The following is a 17126-nucleotide window of genomic DNA, read 5'->3' as shown; positions in this document are numbered from 1 at the left end:
CTGCATGCGGGGCCTCGCCAAGCAACTCGCGCGGTGCCTGGCAGCGCATGCGTTGGCGGGCTTGGCAGGGAAAGCCTGGGTTTGCCAGCCAAGCCGCGATGCGGTTAAAGTCGAGCCCTGGCGCTGGCTGCGCCTGCGGTCCGCGCAAAGGGGTTACCCGAGCCATGCGATAACCTGTTTCCATACCAGCTCCAGGCTTGTCGGCGGACCGAGCCTCAAAGGAGTTGGCATGCCCACCATCCATGCATCCCGCCACCATGGCCTGCTCGATCTTGCCGCTTTGCGCAAACGCGCCAAGCGTTTGCTCAACGCCCTGAAGCACCACCAGGCCGACGACGCCCGGGAACAGTTGCGCACCCTTGGCCTGCCTGGCCCCCATTATCGCCTTGCCGATACCCAATGGCTGGTGGCCCGCGAAGCCGGCTTCGCCAGCTGGCCCAAGCTCAAGGCGCATGCCGATGCCGTAGCGTTCGCCGCACGCCAGCCTGGCTTCGCTGCCGATGACGAAGCCGCCGTGCAGCATTGGCGCTGCGGTAACGATATTGCCCACAGCTTGCGGGTTGCGGGGTTTGCCGGCGCTTTCCAGATGTTCGACGACCCCATGGTGATGGGGCCGGTGCCGGCCCTGCCAGAAGATCGGTACTGGCCGGTGCGCGGCGCGTTCATACAGCAAGCGTTCAACCTCAGCGCCGAGGCTGTCGCCCCGCGCCAGGCTGCACAGCAAGCCGCATTGGCCGGTTTGAACGGCGACAGTCAGCTGGTGCTGTGGTGCGAAGCCGACGCTTACGACCAGTTGTTCCTGATCCGCGTGCTCGCCAGCCTGCCCTGTTTGCCGCGACGCCTGGAGCTGATCGAAATCGACCAGGTCCCTGGCGTAGAGCGCTTCATCGGTATCGGCCAACTGGCCCCGGATCTGCTGGCCTGGCTATGGCCACAACGTCGCGCGCTGGGTGAGGATGCACTGACCTTGGCGCGCCAGGCTTGGGCTGCCTACACCGCCGCTGAACCCCAAGCCTGGGCCGCCCTCGCTGGCCGCCAGCACCGGCCTTTGCCGCTGTTGGGCCGGGCACTGGCGCGCCAGCTGCAAGAGCTGCCTGGCCCCAGCGACGGCTTGAGCCTGACCGAACGCCTGCTGCTGCGCGTTCTGGCATCGCATGGGGAGCTGCCAGCCGGACGCGTGTTTACCCAACTGATGCAGCAGGATGAGCCGCTCCCTTACCTGGGCGACATGATGTTCCATGCCCTCCTGCAGCCGTTGCTCCATACACCCCACCCGCTGCTGCGCGAAGGCCCGGGCGACGCCTGGGCCCATCGGCCATTACGGCTGACCGCACTCGCCGAACAGGTGCTGGCCGGCCAGCGCCACTGGCTCGACCAGCGCCCTGCTCAGCGTTGGGTAGGCGGGGTATGCATCGACCCGGCTGACAAGCCTTGGGTGGTTAGCGAGCAAGGCGAGGTCTGGCGACGACAATAGCGACGCGGCTTGGCTGCAAGGGTTGGCGGGAAGCCTTATTCCGCCAGCACCTCCTCCAGCGCCTGCTCCAGCGTGCTGACGGTGCGCTCGATATGCTGCAGTTTTTCCAGCCCGAACAGGCCAATGCGGAAAGTCTGGAAATCTGCCGGCTCATCGCACTGCAGCGGCACCCCAGCGGCGATCTGCAGCCCGTGGTCGGCAAATTTGCTGCCGTTCTTGATGGCGGCATCATCGGTGTAGCTCACCACTACACCCGGGGCCTGGAAACCGCTGGCGGCCACGCTCTTGATGCCTTTGCCGGTCAACAGGGCGCGCACCCGCTTGCCGAGGGCCTGTTGCTCGGCCCGCAGTGCGTCGAAGCCGTAGGCGCGCATCTCGTTCATCACGCCGTTGAACCTTGCCAGTGCATCGCTAGGCATGGTCGCGTGGTAGGCATGCCCGCCCTGCTCATAAGCCTGCATGATCTGCAGCCACTTTTTCAGGTCGCAGGCAAAACTGCTGCTCTGTGTCTGCTCGATGCGTTGCAGGGCCAGGGCACTGAACATCACCAAGGCGCAGCATGGGGAAGCACTCCAGCCCTTCTGCGGGGCGCTGAGCAGCAGGTCGACGGCGCATGTGTGCATATCGACCCACACCGCGCCGGAGGCGATGCAGTCCAGCACGAACAAGCCGCCCACTGCATGCACGGCCTCACCCACCGCGCGCAGGTAGTCGTCGGGCAGCATGATCCCGGATGACGTTTCGACATGCGGGGCAAAGACCACCTGCGGTTTGTGTGCCGCAATCGCCGCCAGCACTTCATCCAGCGGCGGTGGCGCATAGGCTGCCTGGCGCCCGGTTTCCACCGGCCTGGCTTTCAGCACCGTGGTAGCCGCCGGAATGTTGCCCATCTCGAGAATCTGGCTCCAGCGATAACTGAACCAGCCGTTGCGGATCACCAGGCACTGCTGGCCAGTGGCGAACTGCCGCGCCACTGCTTCCATGCCAAACGTGCCACTGCCCGGCACCACGGCCACGCCCTGGGCGTTGTACACCTGTTTCAAGGTGCCGGAGATGTTCTTCATCACGCCCTGAAATGCCTGTGACATATGGTTGAGGGAGCGGTCGGTGTACACCACCGAGTACTCGATCAAACCCTCGGGGTCGACACTGGGATAAAGCTTTGACATGGGCTGGCTCCTTTGGCAGAGACGTCATTGCCCTCGACCCTGCCTCAAGCCCCGGCAAATGACAAGGCGCGGCCGCGGCGGCAGCTCACAAATCCGCTTGGACAATACATATGGAAATACGTATATTCGGATTTCCATATGTAAAGACCCTGCCATGATTACCCCACCTGAAGTGTTCAAATGCCTGGCCGACGAAACCCGTGCCCGCGTCACCCTGCTGATCGCCAGGCTGGGTGAACTTTGCGTCTGCGAGTTGATGTGCGCGCTGAACGACAGCCAGCCGAAGATAAGCCGCCACCTGGCCCAGCTACGCAGCAGTGGCCTGTTGCTGGACCGACGCCAGGGGCAATGGGTGTATTACCGCCTCAACCCGGACCTGCCCACTTGGGTCAATGCGGTTCTGCAGGCGACGCTACAGGCCAACGAGCAATGGTTGGCACACAACACCCAACGCCTGCAGAACATGGATGGCCGCCCTGTCCGGGGCTCTGCCTGCTGCTGATCAACAACGAGAAAGAACCCTATGCTGGTCGCCATTGCAGTCTTCGTTTTCACCCTTACCCTGGTCATCTGGCAGCCCAAAGGGCTTGGCGTTGGCTGGAGCGCCGCGCTCGGCGCGGTCATCGCCCTTGCCACAGGTGCCGTTTCGCTGCACGACATCCCGGCGGTCTGGGGCATCGTCTGGAACGCCACGTTCACGTTCATCGCCGTCATCATCATCAGCCTGCTGCTCGACGAAGCCGGGTTTTTCGAATGGGCAGCCCTGCATGTGGCGCGCTGGGCAAATGGCAGCGGCTACCGCCTGTTCGCCTTTTGCGTACTCCTCGGTGCTGCCGTGTCGGCATTGTTCGCCAACGACGGTGCGGCGCTGATCCTCACCCCCATCGTAATGTCGATGCTGCTGGCACTGCGTTTCTCGCCGGCTGCGACGCTGGCTTTCGTCATGGCCGCCGGCTTTATCGCCGATACCGCCAGCCTGCCGCTGGTTGTCTCCAACCTGGTGAACATCGTTTCGGCCGATTACTTCGGGTTGGGCTTCGCCGAGTACGCTTCGGTGATGGTGCCGGTGAACCTGGCCAGCGTCGCCGCGACGCTGGTGGTACTGTCGCTGTACTTTCGCCGTGACATACCGCAGCACTACACCGTTGCAGCCCTCAAAACGCCCGGCGAAGCGATCCACGACCGTGCCACCTTCACGGTCGGGGGTTGGGTGTTGCTGGCGTTGCTGGTGGGCCTGTTCGCACTTGAGCCACTGGGTATCCCGATCAGTGCAGTGGCAGCCGTGTGTGCCGCCCTACTGTTCGCGGTCGCCGCGCGCGGGCAGCGCATTGCGACCCGCCGCGTGCTGCGCGAGGCCCCCTGGCAGGTGGTGATTTTCTCGCTCGGCATGTACCTGGTGGTCTACGGGCTGAAAAATGCCGGCCTGACCGACATGCTCACCCAACTGCTCGACCGCCTGGCTCAACAAGGGCTGTGGAGTGCCACCCTGGGCACCGGGTTGATCGCAGCGTTGCTGTCTTCGGTCATGAACAACATGCCCAGCGTGCTGGTCGGCGCGTTGTCGATCCAGGCCAGCGAAGCGCAAGGCCTGGTGCGCGAGGCGATGATCTACGCCAATGTGATTGGCTGCGACCTGGGCCCGAAAATTACCCCTATCGGCAGCCTGGCAACACTGCTCTGGCTGCATGTGCTGGCGCGCAAAGGCGTGCGGATAACCTGGGGTTACTACTTCAAGGTCGGCATTTTGCTGACCCTGCCCGTGCTGTTGATCACCCTTTCGGCTTTGGCACTGCGCCTTAGCCTCTGATAGTCCGCCAGCAAGCGGAGGAGCCCCTATGCGAGTTCTGTTCATGTGCACGGCCAACAGCTGCCGCAGCATCCTTTCCGAGGCCGTGTTCAATCACCTGGCGCCTGACGGCTTTGAAGCCGTCAGTGCCGGCAGTTTTCCCAAGGGCCAGGTGTTGCCTCGCAGCCTGACCACCCTGCAGCAGGCCGGCATTTCGACCCAGGGCCTGAGCAGCAAGGGTAACGAGGCATTCGAGGGGTGCCCGCCCGACATCGTGGTCACCGTGTGCGACAAGGCCGCCGGCGAAGCCTGCCCGGTGTACTTCGGCACGGCACTGAAGGCGCACTGGGGCCTGGAGGACCCGTCCGATGTAGAGGGCGATGCAGCGACCGTCGACGCGGCTTTCCACGCCACGTTGGCGCGGATAACAGCCCGTTGCGAAGCATTCTTCGCCCTGCCCTTCGACACGCTGCAACGCGATCAGCTGCAGCAAGCGCTGGCTCGCATCGGTACGCTTTAAGCATCACGGGCAGGAGGTCGCCGCTACAGGCCTGAACCCCTGCCACCAACCCTCACGCTTTTGCGGCCGGTCGCAAGCGGAAGCTGACACCCATGCGGTTGAACGCGTTTATCGCGGCAATGGCCGCGGTGAGCTCGACCAAATCTTTTTCTGTGAACGCGGCCGACGCGGCGGCGTAGGCATCGTCCGATACGTGCGTCTCACTGACCCGGGTCACTTCCTCTCATGCGTGTTGCCCCTGCGGTAGCGGCTTGGAAGACGCGGCGAAGAACCCTTGCACTTCAGCCTGTGCAGCAGCCCTGGCCGCTTGCAGAAACTCCGCCCCTCTGGCGGTGCCCTCGAGGGTGAAGTAATTGACCTGCTTTAGGCCAATCGTGGCAAGTACGGCGGACAGGTATGGCCGGAGAAAGTCGGGTTGGCGGGCATTCGGCCCGCTGATGTAGCCCCCGGAGGCTACAGCCACATAAACCGGCCGATCCACCACCGTGCCCACCTTGCCTGCCGCAGTGCTCAGGAACGTGATGCCGACCCGTACCACGTGATCGATCCAGGCCTTGAGCGGTGCTGGCACACTGTAGTTATGCATTGGCGTGGCAATCAGCAGCAGGTCGCAGGCCTGCAACTGGCCAATCAGTTCGTCGGAACGGTTCAATGTGCCGTCTTGCGCTACGGCTTCAGGCCCTCCTGGGTTGGCCAGGGCCTGGGCATACCCGGCGTCGACGGGCGCCAGGTCATTGAGGTCGAAATCGGTGACCTGGATACCGCGTCTGCCAGCCTGCACGGCCAAGCCGAGCAGAATGTGCTGGGACAGTTTGAAGCTTTCTGATGCCTGACCGTTCGGGCTGGCGATCAGGCGAAGAATGCGCAAAGGCGCCCTGGGCTGCTCTGACGACGTCATGAAGTTACCTCGTTGAGAGACGTGCTGCCGCTCAAGGCGCAGCGAACTGTTTTTGGAAGCGCGTGGCACTGTTGTGCAGGCCTTGACGGGAATAGAAGTGTTGGGCGCGGGTATTGGCCAACCCGGTATCGAGCACGAGGCGCGCACACCCCGTGGCCTGGGCCAACCGCTGCAAGGCAGCCAGCAATCGTGCGCCCCACTGCTGGCCACGCTGCGTTTCGGCGGTGACCAGGTCGTCCACATACAGGAACCGCCCGTAGACCAGGTTTTCCTGAAGGCGGTAACCTGCCAGCGCCACGAGTTGGCCTGAGTCGAAGCCCCCGAGCAGCCGATAGCCTTCAGCGCGCATACGCTGGACGCGGCCGATGAAGTCGGCCTCGCCAGCCAGGTGCGGGCGCAGTTGCTGCATGACCGGGAACGCGAGATGCAGGTCATTCTCGCCGTCCAGATAGCGCAGGTCCGAATCAGCCAGGTCAGGCTCACGCGGTACTGAGGGGGCCGGGGTGAACGTCATGGTGGCAAAGCTCGCTCGATGGGTGACGGGGCTATGATGAACCACGTTCAACCCATTTGAATGAGCCAAGAAAGGGTATATGAACTAGGCCATGATGACGTTTTCTTCTCCATCCTTCGCACCGCTCGATGAGCGCTCCGCCGCGCCGCTCTACCGGCAACTCTACAACCGTGTGCTCGCCGCGATAGCAGCAGGCACCTTGGCGCCGGGTGACCGCTTGCCGTCTGCGCGGGCCATGGCCAAGGAGCTGGGGGTGGCACGTGGCACCGTCGAGCTTGCCTATTCGTTGCTCACCAGTGAGGGCTACCTGCTGGGCCTGAAGCAGAAAGGCACCGTGGTCAACCCTGAGCTGCGCCCGCCCGCAGCCGCGGCGACAGGGCAGCCCCCGGCCAGTGACGGTCCCGAGGACCCGGACGCCCTGCGGCGCCCGCCACAGCTTTTGCCATTTCAAATGGGTTTGCCGGCGATGGATGCCTTCCCGCGCAAGATCTGGGCGCGCCTGGGTGCTCGCTACCTGCGCGGGGTGCAGCCGGGTGACCTGGACTACCCGCCGCCCCTTGGGCTGCCAGCACTGCGCAGCGCGATTGCCTCGTACCTGCAGATGTCACGGGGCATCGCTTGCACGGCCCAGCAGGTGTTCATCACCAGCGGTTGGCGCAGCAGCCTGTCGCTGGTAGCGCAGACGTTGTTGCGCAACGGCGAGCGTGCCTGGGTTGAAGACCCGGGTTATCCCGTCACGCGCCAGGTACTGCACCAATTCGGGCTTGAACTGGAGGGGGTGGCAGTGGATGCCGAGGGCATGAATGTCGAGCAGGCTATCGCCAACGCCAGGGCGGCGCAGGTCGCCATGGTCACACCGGGCCATCAGAGCCCCCTGTCCATGGCCTTGTCGCTGCCGCGACGGCAACTGCTGCTGGACTGGGCCGCCAGCACCGGGGCCTGGATCGTGGAGGACGACTACGACAGCGAGTACCGCTATGTCAGCCGCCCGCTCCCGCCGCTTGCCAGCCTGGATCGCAATGGGCGGGTGCTGTATGCGGGCACCTTCAGCAAAGTGCTGTTCCCCGGTATCCGCCTGGCCTACCTGGTGGTGCCCCTGGCTCAGGTTGCAGCGTTCGAGCGGGTCGCCCACGCACTGTTTTCCGGCGGTTCACCCTCGATGACCCAGGCCCTGGTGGCGCAGTTCATTGCCGAGGGCCACTTCACCCGTCATATCCAACGTATGCGCCGGCTCTACAACGAACGCCGGGCCTTGACCGTCGGCGCACTGGAGCGGAGCTTGCCCAAAGGTTGGCATGTCGAGCGGTCTCCAGGCGGCATGCATTTGCTGCTGCGCCTGCCGCAGGGGGTAAGTGACACCCTCCTGGCGGAGCAATTGCTCGCCAAGGGGATCGCGGTACAGGCCCTGTCGCGCTGGCATCTGGCGCTTCCCCGCCGTTCAGGGCTGCTGCTGAGCTTCACCAATTGCGCCAGCGCTGCCCAGGCTGAGCAGCTCGGCGCATTGATCAGCGAGAAGCTAAGCCACTCGCCGCGGCCCCTCGCACCGGCTGCAAATCTTCTGGCAAACAACCGTGAGCCCTGATGCGTTCTGTGGGCAGGGCTAGCTCGCCAACGAAGACGCTCAGGCGGAAGATCACTTACAGCCCGAGCTCGCTCAGCCCAGGGTGGTCATCCGGGCGGCGGCCCAATGGCCAGTGGAACTTGCGCTCGCTTTCCTTGATAGGCATATCGTTAACGCAGGCGAAGCGACGGTGCATCAGGCCATCCGCTTCGAATTCCCAGTTCTCGTTACCGTAGGAGCGGAACCAGTTACCGGAATCATCATGCCACTCGTAGGCGTAACGCACGGCGATGCGGTTATCGGTAAACGCCCAGAGCTCTTTGATCAGGCGGTAATCCAGCTCTTTTTTCCACTTGCGGGTCAGGAAACCTTTCGCTTCTTCGCGGTTGGTGGCGAACTCAACGCGGTTACGCCATTGGGTATCCAGCGTATAGGCCTGCGAGACTTTCTCCGCGTCACGGCTGTTCCAGCCATCTTCAGCGAGTCGAACTTTCTCGATGGCTGTTTCACGGGTAAAAGGTGGAAGTGGCGGGCGAGCTTGGGCATTGGACATGATCATGTCTCCAGTCGAGTTGGGCAGCAAAGTGTGATTACAACTTCAGGCATTCAAACGTCAGGGCGCAAACTCTTTCAGCAAAAGTTGCGCAACTTCCATGGCATCATCAGCAGCGTGATAATCCCCCATGACACGCGCCGTGGTGATCGCGCCCTCGATCAGGACAAACAACTGCCGGGCCAAGACCAACGGTTGCCGAACATTCAATTGCTCAGCCAGTTCAAGCGTGTAGTCCAGGAGTTTCTGCTTGTGCAACTTAGCGATCTGGCGGATGGGGTCTTCAGGGTCCCCGACCTCGCCTGCCGTGTTGATGAATGCACAACCGCGAAAACCATCCGACTCGAACCAGCCTTTCAACACAGTGAACATGTTCAGTATGCGAGCGTATGGCGTGGCTGCTTTATCGCATTCAGTCCTGAACCACTGCATCCAGCGTACGTCGCGGGCACCCAAGGCCGCAGCGGCAATATCATCTTTGGTGGCGAAGTGGTTGTAGATGCCCTTTCTCGACACGCCCGAAGTTTTCACCAGTAAATCCATGCCCGTTGCATGAATCCCGTTTTCGTAGATGAGTTTCTCGGCGGTCGCCAAGATCTGGTCTCTGTGATCTATCGTTGGTCTGCTCATGGGGCCAATGTAGAACGATCGTTCTCTACGGTCAAGCACCTTTCGGTGATTTATGTTTTCAGGCCAGCGGGGCAGTGACGCAACGCTCCGGGCAATCCCCCCGCGATTGCAGACATCAGCAATCAGCCTGTCAGGGCGATATCCAACAGCCAGCCCAGGCCACCGCTGCCGAGTACAACCAGCCACGGCGGCAATTTCCAGAACATCAAGGCAACCAGCGCCACAAGGGCCAGGCCAACGTCATGTGGGGCGCGAATCGCGCTCGTCCATACGGGCTGATACAAGGCGGCAAGCAATAGCCCTACCACTGCCGCATTGATGCCCAGCAGTGCCGCTTGGGTGCCGCTGTTGCGCAACAGCCGCTGCCAGAACGGCAAGACACCCACAACGAGCAGGAACGCAGGCGCGAAAATCGCCACCAGGCAGCTCAGGCCCCCCACCCAGCCGCTGGGCGCCTGGTTCATCGAGGCGCCAAGGTAGGCTGCGAAGGTGAAAAGCGGCCCTGGGACGGCTTGAGCCACGCCATAGCCAGCCAGGAATGCGTCTTTGTCGACCCACCCAGATGGCACGACTTGCGCCTCCAATAGCGGTAGCACCACATGCCCGCCACCGAAGACCAGCGAGCCCGAACGGTAGAAAGCGTCCAGCATCGACAGCATCTGACCGGGGAACAACGTTGCCAGGAGCGGCAGGCCCAGCAGCAAGGTCAAGAACAAGGCGAGCCAGCATAAGCCTGCGCGACGGCGAATGCTGATGGGCAGTGAATCATGGCATGCCCCTGGCTGGGGCTTGAACAGCAATAGACCGATGAGTGCGGCAACGCCAATGACGCCCACTTGCCCTAAAGCGGACGGCAGCAGCAGCACGAAACAAGTGGCTGCCGCCATGATGGCCATACGCGGTGCATCGGTGCACGCATTACGCGCCATACCCCATACCGCCTGTGCGACTACCGCCACCGCCACCACCTTCAAACCGTGCAACACGCCAGTGGGCACCGCATCGCCATAGCTGGCCAGGCCCTGAGCGAAGAGGATCAAGGCAATCGCCGACGGTAGGGTGAAGCCCATCCAGGCAACCAGTGCACCGCCATAGCCCAAGCGGCTCAGCCCAAGCGCGATGCCGACCTGACTGCTTGCAGGCCCGGGCAGAAACTGGCAAAGGGCGACCAAATCCGCATAACTGCGCTCGCTTAGCCATTGTCGACGCACAACGAATTCATCCCGGAAATAAGCCAAGTGTGCGACGGGGCCGCCAAACGAAGTCAGGCCCAATCGCAAAAAAATCAGGAAAACAGCCCAGTGGCTACGGTCGGCCTGAAGGGTATCGCTCATATTCGTTTGATCCATGACTGGCGATTGCGCCAAACGATAATCCAAAATCCGAACGCCACAGCATGAACCTGGCATTGCGACCTGATGAAGCAGATGCCACTGAACCTTACGGGTCACCGCCCGGCCGGGCAACGGGGATGGCGCCGGGCCCTAGACCTCTCAACCGCGCAACGCCCGCGCCAACACGTCCCAGATTCTGTCATCTGCACATTGGGCCACGTTGAAACGCAGGAAATCACCGGCAGTACCGGCTTGGCTGAATGCATTGCCAGGGGCCAGCACCACGCCTTCGCTCAAGCAGGCCTTGGCCAGCGTGGCGGCATCTTTACCGTGGGGCAACTGGCACCACACGTACATGCCTGCCTGGGGCGTTATCCAAGGCTCGATGCCCAGGGCGCGCAGCCTGGCGACCGTTGTGGTCATTGCCTGGGCCAGGCGTTGGCGAACACCCTCCATGTGTTTGCGGTAGCCACTGTCGGTAATGGCCTGGTAAATGATGTCTGCACCGAGGCGGCCACCGCCGAAGGTGGTGGCAATCTTCAGATCGACCAGGCTCTCGATCCATTCACCACGCGCAGCAATGTAGCCGCAGCGAATGGAGGCGGAGATGGTCTTGGAAAAGCTGCCGATCTGGATGACCCGCGAAAGCCCGTCGAAGGCCGCCAGGCGAGGCGCCGGTGTGGCCTCGAAATCCGCGAAAATCTCGTCTTCCACGATCACCAGGCTGGAGCTGTCGGCCAACTTCAGCAGCCGGTGTGCCGTGACCGGCGACAGGCTGGCGCCGGTCGGGTTGTGAATCCCGGCATTGGTTATGTACAACCGTGGCGCATGCTCACGCAAGGCAGCACCGAACGCCTCGATGTCCGGGCCTGCCGGCGTGTAGGGCACACTGACGATGTTCACCCTGTGTGCCTTGAGCAGGGCGTGGAAATTGAAATAGCACGGGTCGTCGACCAGCACCGTGTCACCCGGCTGCAGCAGAAAGCGGCAAATCAGGTCAATGGCATGGGTGCCGGACTCGGTGAGCATGATGTGGTCTGCCAGGGCTTCGATCCCGGTCCCCGCCAAACGCCGCGACAAGAACTGCCTGAGCGGCGGATGCCCAAGCGGTGAGGCGTAGTCGGTCAGCTTCACGGTGTCGGAACGCGCCAGGGTGCGCAACGCTTTGCGCATGCCCGCCTCGTACATCCAGGCGGCAGGCAGCCAGCCACACCCCGGTTTCATCGCGTCGCTGGCAGTTTCCAAGGACTGGCGCGAGATCCACAACGGGTCCACTTCCCGGTCGAGCCTGGGCGCCAGTTCGGTCAGCACCAATGGCGCGACCGGCCCGGCGACGTAAAAGCCAGAGCCCGGGCGGGAATTGAGCAGCCCCTCGGCCATCAAGCGTTCATAGGCTTCCAGCACGGTAGACACCGACACCTGCAGGGCCCGCGCCATGGCCCGCACCGAGGGTATTCTGGCACCAGGGGTATAGGTTCGCGAGGCTATCCGCGATTTGATTTCGCCCATCACCGCATCAATCCGCGTTCCGTTCCGGCTCATCACACCCTCGACTGTACTGGTTTCATAGGCATAACAGTTCGGTTCAACTGTACTGGATTGTACATGGCCTTCCTCGTGTTGTCGGTGCTGTACTGGGGCCTGAATGAACGAAGGGTATGGCCATGGAAAAAACAACAAGCGGGTGGATCAACGGGTTTATCGGCGTCGCCATCTTTGCTGGCTCGTTACCGGCAACGCGGGTGGCTGTGGCAGCTTTCGAGCCCACCTTCCTGACCTGCGCCAGGGCGTCCATCGCCGGCCTGCTGGGTGCGCTCGTACTGATCTTGCTGAGGCAGCCTCGCCCGCAACGTGCTGACTTGCTGCCGTTGGCCGTGACCGCACTGGGCGTGGTGATCGGGTTTCCGCTACTCACGGCATTGGCCCTGCAGCACATCAGTTCTGCCCACTCCATCGTGTTCGTGGGGCTTTTACCCCTGTGCACCGCCGGGTTTGCCGTACTGCGTGGCGGGGAGCGGCCGCGGCCGTTGTTCTGGCTGTTCTCGTTTGCAGGTGCCGGGCTGGTCGCAGGCTACGCATTGCTCAATGGCGCCGAAGCGTCGGCAAGCGGTGACCTGCTGATGTTGGCGGCGGTGCTGGTTTGCGGGTTGGGTTACGCCGAGGGCGCGCGCCTTTCCAGAAGGCTGGGGGGCTGGCAGGTGATCAGCTGGGCCTTGATCGTGGCGCTGCCGCTGATGCTGCTGCTGACCATCGCCAACCTGCCGACCGCGGATGTGTTGGCCAGGGCAGGCGCCCCTGCATGGTTCAGCTTTGGCTACGTGTCCCTGTTCAGCATGCTGATCGGCTTCGTGTTCTGGTACCGGGGGCTGGTGCAGGGTGGCATTGCGGCCGTGGGCCAACTGCAACTGCTGCAACCCTTCATGGGGCTTGGCCTGGCAGCCTTGTTGCTGCACGAACACGTCAGCTGGATGATGCTGGTGGTCACGCTGGGGGCGGTGATGTGTGTGGCCGGGGCAAGGAAGTACGCACACTAGCCGAACCGGCTCAGCGAGGGCCGGCCTGGTCCTTGAGCCATTGCAGCACGGTACCAAGCGCCTTGGGTTGCTGCAGCTTGCGTGGCCATACCAGGTAGAACGACTTGTCGAGCCGCAATTCATGGTCGAACACCTGCCTCAACCTGCCAGCGGCGATGTCCTCGTTGACGAAGGCCAGGCTGGCCAAGGCAATGCCCTGCCCGCTGAGGGCGGCGTCGATAGCCAGCGAGGTCTGGTTGAAGCGCAGATTCCGGGCGCTGGGTTGACCGTGCTGGGGGAACAACTCGGCCAGGAACCTGGGCCAGAAATCGTGGGCGTCGTGCAGCATGACGAACGCTTGCAATTGCGCGAAGCTAGTGGGCGCGTGGGCCCCCTTGAACAGGGCCGGGCTGGCTACCGCGACAATCCGCTGCTCCATCAACCGTTCACTGTTCAGCCCCGCGCCGACGTCCGGGTTGCCATAGCGCACGGCAACATCCACGCTGTCAGTGCCGAAGTGCGACAACCGATCGGTCGCCAACACCCGCAAATCGATGTCTGGGTGGAGCTGGGCAAACGCGCCGAGCCGGGGTATCAGCCATTTCGAGGCAAAGGTCGGGGTCACGCTGACCGTCAGGTGGGCAGCCTGTGGCCGGAGCAGGCGCGTCGCCTCATCGATCATGGCCAGGGCGTTGCGGATGCTGGCGCTGTAGCCCAGGCCCGCATCGGTCAGCGCCAGGCCGCGGGGCAGGCGCTCGAACAGGCGCAGGCCAAGGCTCGCCTCCAGCCCGCGTACCTGTTGCGCAACAGCGGCCTGGGTCACGCCCAGCTCCTCGGCCGCCAGCCGAAAGTTCAGGTGGCGGGCGACCACTTCAAAAACACGTAGCGCGTTAAGCGAGGGCAACGCTGGGAAACCGTCTGGCATGGCTGTGGCAAGGCTACCGGGTCGAGGGGGCGTGATGCCTTCTGACACAGCTCCAGGTCGAAAACCTGGACGCGGTGAAGGCGGATGGGGCCGATGCTACTCCCCGTGCCCCCGTGAAGATACCCTGGCTCAGGCGCCGAATGCGGCCAGCACCTCTTGCAGCTTGCCCCGGGTCGCCGCCGTGCACGCCTGCATAGGGGCGCGCACCTCATCGCCAATCAGGTTCTGCAGCATCAATGCCGCCTTGACCACAGCCGGGTTGGGCTCGGCAAAGGCCATTTTCAGCCATGGCAGCAGTTGGTAGAAAGTACCGCGTGCCGCCGCCCAGTCACCTGCGTCCACCTGGCGCAGCATGCGCACGTAAAGGTCCGCCCGCACATGCGCCGAAGCCGAAATGGCCCCCGCGCCCCCCAGGCACAGGTTGTTGAAGATCTGCAGGTCTTCACCGGCCAGCACCTGGGCGTTACCGTCCTGGATCAGCGCCAGGGTGGTTTCCAGGTCGCCACTGCAGTCCTTGACCGCAGCAATGCGCGGGTGGCGCACGATACGCAGCAGGGTTTCCTGCTCGATGCGTACGCCGGTACGGTAAGGTATGTCGTAGACGATCACCGGCACGCGGGCGGCATCGGCGACGGTGCGGAAGAAGGCTTCGATACCCGCTTGCGAAGGGCGGATATAGCACGGTGCGGGAACCAGCAGCCCGCCCAGCGGCCGCTGCTGGACCTGCGCCTGGAAGGCCAGCAGTTCATCCAGGTTGTAACCCGACAACCCCATCACCACCCTGCCCGGCTCCACCCAGCCCAGCACGGCATCCAGCACCGCCAGTTGCTCGGCCTTGGACAGCGCCGCAGCCTCACCCGTAGTACCGCACACCACAAAACCGGCCACGCCCTCTTCGAGCAAATGCTTCACCAGCTTTTCCAGCCCGGCGAAGTCGATTTCATTCGCGCGCATGGGCGTGACGAGGGCGATCCAGATACCACGGAAATTCGACATGCAAAAACTCCTGATGTTGACCGAAAGTCAGCGTCAGCAGGGCGAAGAGTGGAGGGAGTCGGGGCGGGGTTGCCTTGCGCCTTCTGTCTCGTCAGCCCACCTGACGAGACAGCGCGCCTCGGTCAGATGAGCGGCTGTTTCTTGGATTTCTTGGCAACGGCAACGCACGCACCAGCCTGGGCATTGAAGCCCGAAGCGAAGATGGCGTGGTTGGTCATGGACATGCTGGCAAGCCCGTTGCGTGGAGATGGCTGGATAATGGTAGGGGAAGCAGACACCTGTCAAGCCCGCCGGCTTGATCGAATGTGCGCCGCAGGTGTCTATTGGCAGGCGGATTGCGCCCAGTGCTGTATGGTTATCGGTTACGCCAAAGCAGATGCCCGGAGACAAGCATGCTTCGTATTTTTGAGCGCAGGCTCGACCCCTTCCCGCCCGACGAGGTGCCGCCGCCGCCCATGGGGCTGTTGCGCTTCATGTGGGCCTGTACGCGCGGCGCCCGTGGTTACATCCTGGTGCTGGCATTGCTCAGTGCCGGGGTATCGGTCTATGAGGCCTGGCTGTTCGCCTTCCTTGGCCAGGTAGTGGACCTGCTGGCCGCCTGGCAGGCGGGCAGCACCGTCAGCCCCGAGGAAAGCCGCGTGCTGTGGGGCATCGGTATCGTGCTGGTGGTCAGCGTCGGGCTTGTGGCCTTGCGCACCATGGTGCAGCACCAGGTGCTGGCAATCAATTTGCCGCTACGGTTGCGCTGGGACTTCCATCGGCTGATGCTGCGCCAGAGCTTGTCGTTCTTCTCCGACGAATTTTCTGGCCGGGTCACCACCAAGGTGATGCAGACAGCACTGGCAGTACGCGACGTGTTGTTCACCCTTATCGAGATCCTGCCCGGGATCGGCGTGTACTTCATCGCGATCATCGCCCTGGCCGGTGGTTTTGCCCTGAAACTGATGCTGCCCTTCATTGCCTGGGTGCTGTTGTTCGGCCTGGCCATGCTCTATTTCGTCCCCCGCCTGGGCAAGGTCGGGCAGGAACAGGCCAACGCCCGCTCGTCGATGACCGGGCGGGTTTCCGACGCCTACACCAACATCACCACGGTGAAACTGTTCTCACATTCAAACCGTGAAGCGCATTTCGCGCGTGCCGCCATGGAGGATTTCAAGCAGACCGGCTTTCGCCAGATGCGCCTGGTCAGCCTGTTCGAAATCGTCAACCAGGCGCTGGTCGTGGCCTTGATCATGGGCGCCGGCGGTTATGCACTGTGGCTGTGGCACCAGGGCCAGGTCGGCGCCGGTGCGGTAGCCGCGATCACTGCCATGGCCCTGCGGATCAACGGCATGTCGCACTGGATCATGTGGGAGATCACTTCGCTGTTCGAGAACATCGGTACCGTACAGGACGGCATGGGCACCCTGACCCGCGGCCCCAAGGTGCAGGATGCAGCGGATGCGACCACGCTGGTGAGCAAAGGTGGCGCGGTCAGTTTTGACCAGGTCAGTTTCAACTACAACGGCGAGCGCCAGGTGCTCAACGACTTGACCCTGCACATACGCCCCGGCGAGAAAGTCGGCCTGGTGGGGCGCTCGGGTGCCGGTAAGTCCACCTTGATCAACCTGTTGCTGCGCTTCTATGACGTGGACCAAGGTGAAATCCGCATCGACGGGCAGAACATTGCCAAGGTCACCCAGGACAGCCTGCGCAGTGCGATCGGCATGGTCACCCAGGACACCTCACTGCTGCACCGCTCGATTCGCGACAACATTGCCTATGGCCGCCCGGATGCGACCGACGCGCAGATCCGCGCCGCCGCCGCCAATGCCCAGGCCGATGGGTTCATCGACCAGCTCAGCGACCGCCAGGGCAACAGTGGTTACGACACGTTGGTGGGCGAGCGCGGCATCAAGCTGTCTGGGGGGCAGCGCCAGCGCATTGCCATTGCCCGGGTGATGTTGAAGAACGCGCCGATCCTGCTGCTGGACGAAGCCACCAGTGCGCTGGACTCGGAAGTGGAAGTGGCGATTCAGGAGAGCCTGGATGAAATGATGCAGGGCAAGACGGTCATCGCCATTGCCCACCGCTTGTCGACGATCGCGGCCATGGACCGGCTGATCGTGATGGATGAGGGCCGCATCATCGAGCAAGGCACCCATGCCGAACTGCTGGCCAAGCAAGGGACCTACGCCCGGCTGTGGCAGCACCAGAGTGGCGGCTTCCTGGGCGAAGACCAAGTTATGGCCGACGCCCTGTAGACCCGGCGGC

General features: G+C 63.0%; 16 protein-coding genes and 1 pseudogene. 7 read left to right on the top strand and 10 right to left on the bottom strand.

What is annotated here, in order from left to right:
* Positions 1-229: 229 nt before the first annotated feature.
* On the top strand, positions 230-1474 hold the full coding sequence (locus tag B3361_RS05260; RefSeq protein ID WP_054903965.1) for a DUF1835 domain-containing protein: 1245 nt from the start codon (positions 230-232) through the stop codon (positions 1472-1474).
* Positions 1475-1509: 35 nt separating this feature from the next.
* On the opposite strand, the gene B3361_RS05255 is transcribed toward B3361_RS05260, so the two are convergent.
* A complete protein-coding gene (locus B3361_RS05255; protein ID WP_029885762.1) occupies positions 1510-2643 on the bottom strand; it encodes an aminotransferase class V-fold PLP-dependent enzyme in 1134 nt (377 codons plus the stop codon).
* Between the two features lie 154 nt (positions 2644-2797).
* Between B3361_RS05255 and B3361_RS05250 the strand changes: the two genes are divergently transcribed.
* The 3 genes from B3361_RS05250 to B3361_RS05240 are packed head-to-tail and all read left to right on the top strand — an operon-like array spanning position 2798 to position 4949.
* Positions 2798-3145, top strand: a complete 348-nt coding sequence (locus B3361_RS05250; RefSeq protein ID WP_154211013.1) for a metalloregulator ArsR/SmtB family transcription factor — start codon at positions 2798-2800, stop codon at positions 3143-3145.
* A gap of 21 nt (positions 3146-3166) precedes the next feature.
* The gene (locus tag B3361_RS05245; RefSeq protein ID WP_029885760.1) at positions 3167-4450 is read left to right on the top strand and encodes an arsenic transporter; all 1284 of its coding nucleotides are present in this window, start codon (positions 3167-3169) and stop codon (positions 4448-4450) included.
* Between the two features lie 28 nt (positions 4451-4478).
* Positions 4479-4949: an arsenate reductase ArsC gene (locus B3361_RS05240; protein WP_054903963.1), complete on the top strand. Its 471-nt coding sequence runs from the start codon at positions 4479-4481 to the stop codon at positions 4947-4949.
* 52 nt (positions 4950-5001) lie between these two features.
* On the opposite strand, the pseudogene B3361_RS05235 reads toward B3361_RS05240, so the two are convergent.
* The 3 genes and pseudogenes from B3361_RS05235 to B3361_RS05225 all read right to left on the bottom strand — a co-directional run.
* Positions 5002-5172: pseudogene (locus B3361_RS05235) on the bottom strand (carboxymuconolactone decarboxylase family protein); the annotation flags it as partial.
* Entirely contained in the window at positions 5173-5847 is a 675-nt protein-coding gene (locus B3361_RS05230) for an FMN-dependent NADH-azoreductase (RefSeq protein ID WP_154211011.1), read from the bottom strand. It abuts the pseudogene before it with no gap.
* 31 nt (positions 5848-5878) lie between these two features.
* Entirely contained in the window at positions 5879-6361 is a 483-nt protein-coding gene (locus B3361_RS05225; RefSeq protein WP_054903962.1) for a GNAT family N-acetyltransferase, read from the bottom strand.
* 91 nt (positions 6362-6452) lie between these two features.
* On the opposite strand from B3361_RS05225, the gene B3361_RS05220 reads away from it, so the two are divergent.
* Positions 6453-7943: a PLP-dependent aminotransferase family protein gene (locus B3361_RS05220; protein WP_054903961.1), complete on the top strand. Its 1491-nt coding sequence runs from the start codon at positions 6453-6455 to the stop codon at positions 7941-7943.
* 55 nt (positions 7944-7998) lie between these two features.
* Here B3361_RS05220 and B3361_RS05215 read toward each other — a convergent pair whose 3' ends face one another.
* The 4 genes from B3361_RS05215 to B3361_RS05200 form a co-directional block, all read right to left on the bottom strand.
* Positions 7999-8475, bottom strand: coding sequence for a DUF1348 family protein (locus tag B3361_RS05215; RefSeq protein ID WP_054904038.1), 477 nt, complete (start codon positions 8473-8475; stop codon positions 7999-8001).
* Positions 8476-8535: 60 nt separating this feature from the next.
* Positions 8536-9105 (bottom strand): TetR/AcrR family transcriptional regulator, encoded by a 570-nt coding sequence (locus B3361_RS05210; protein ID WP_054903960.1) that lies wholly within the window; start codon positions 9103-9105, stop codon positions 8536-8538.
* Between the two features lie 122 nt (positions 9106-9227).
* The gene (gene chrA, locus B3361_RS05205) at positions 9228-10439 is read right to left on the bottom strand and encodes a chromate efflux transporter (RefSeq protein WP_054903959.1); all 1212 of its coding nucleotides are present in this window, start codon (positions 10437-10439) and stop codon (positions 9228-9230) included.
* A gap of 159 nt (positions 10440-10598) precedes the next feature.
* Positions 10599-11981, bottom strand: coding sequence for a PLP-dependent aminotransferase family protein (locus B3361_RS05200; protein WP_054903958.1), 1383 nt, complete (start codon positions 11979-11981; stop codon positions 10599-10601).
* Positions 11982-12103: 122 nt separating this feature from the next.
* On the opposite strand from B3361_RS05200, the gene B3361_RS05195 reads away from it, so the two are divergent.
* Complete coding sequence (locus tag B3361_RS05195; protein ID WP_054904037.1) at positions 12104-12973, top strand: DMT family transporter; 870 nt, start codon at positions 12104-12106, stop codon at positions 12971-12973.
* Positions 12974-12983: 10 nt separating this feature from the next.
* Here the strand turns inward: B3361_RS05195 and B3361_RS05190 are convergent, their stop codons facing one another.
* Both B3361_RS05190 and dapA read right to left on the bottom strand, forming a co-directional pair.
* Complete coding sequence (locus B3361_RS05190) at positions 12984-13877, bottom strand: LysR substrate-binding domain-containing protein (RefSeq protein ID WP_054903957.1); 894 nt, start codon at positions 13875-13877, stop codon at positions 12984-12986.
* 129 nt (positions 13878-14006) lie between these two features.
* Entirely contained in the window at positions 14007-14873 is an 867-nt protein-coding gene (gene dapA / locus B3361_RS05185; protein ID WP_054903956.1) for a 4-hydroxy-tetrahydrodipicolinate synthase, read from the bottom strand.
* Between the two features lie 392 nt (positions 14874-15265).
* Between dapA and B3361_RS05180 the strand changes: the two genes are divergently transcribed.
* Positions 15266-17116 (top strand): ABC transporter ATP-binding protein, encoded by a 1851-nt coding sequence (locus tag B3361_RS05180; RefSeq protein WP_054903955.1) that lies wholly within the window; start codon positions 15266-15268, stop codon positions 17114-17116.
* Positions 17117-17126 lie beyond the last annotated feature (10 nt).

Source organism: Pseudomonas sp. UBA6699 (genome assembly GCF_002454615.1).
Lineage (GTDB): Bacteria > Pseudomonadota > Gammaproteobacteria > Pseudomonadales > Pseudomonadaceae > Aquipseudomonas > Aquipseudomonas juntendi.
The sequence above is the reverse complement of the archived record's forward strand: the minus strand, read 5'-3'. Positions and strand labels throughout refer to the sequence as shown.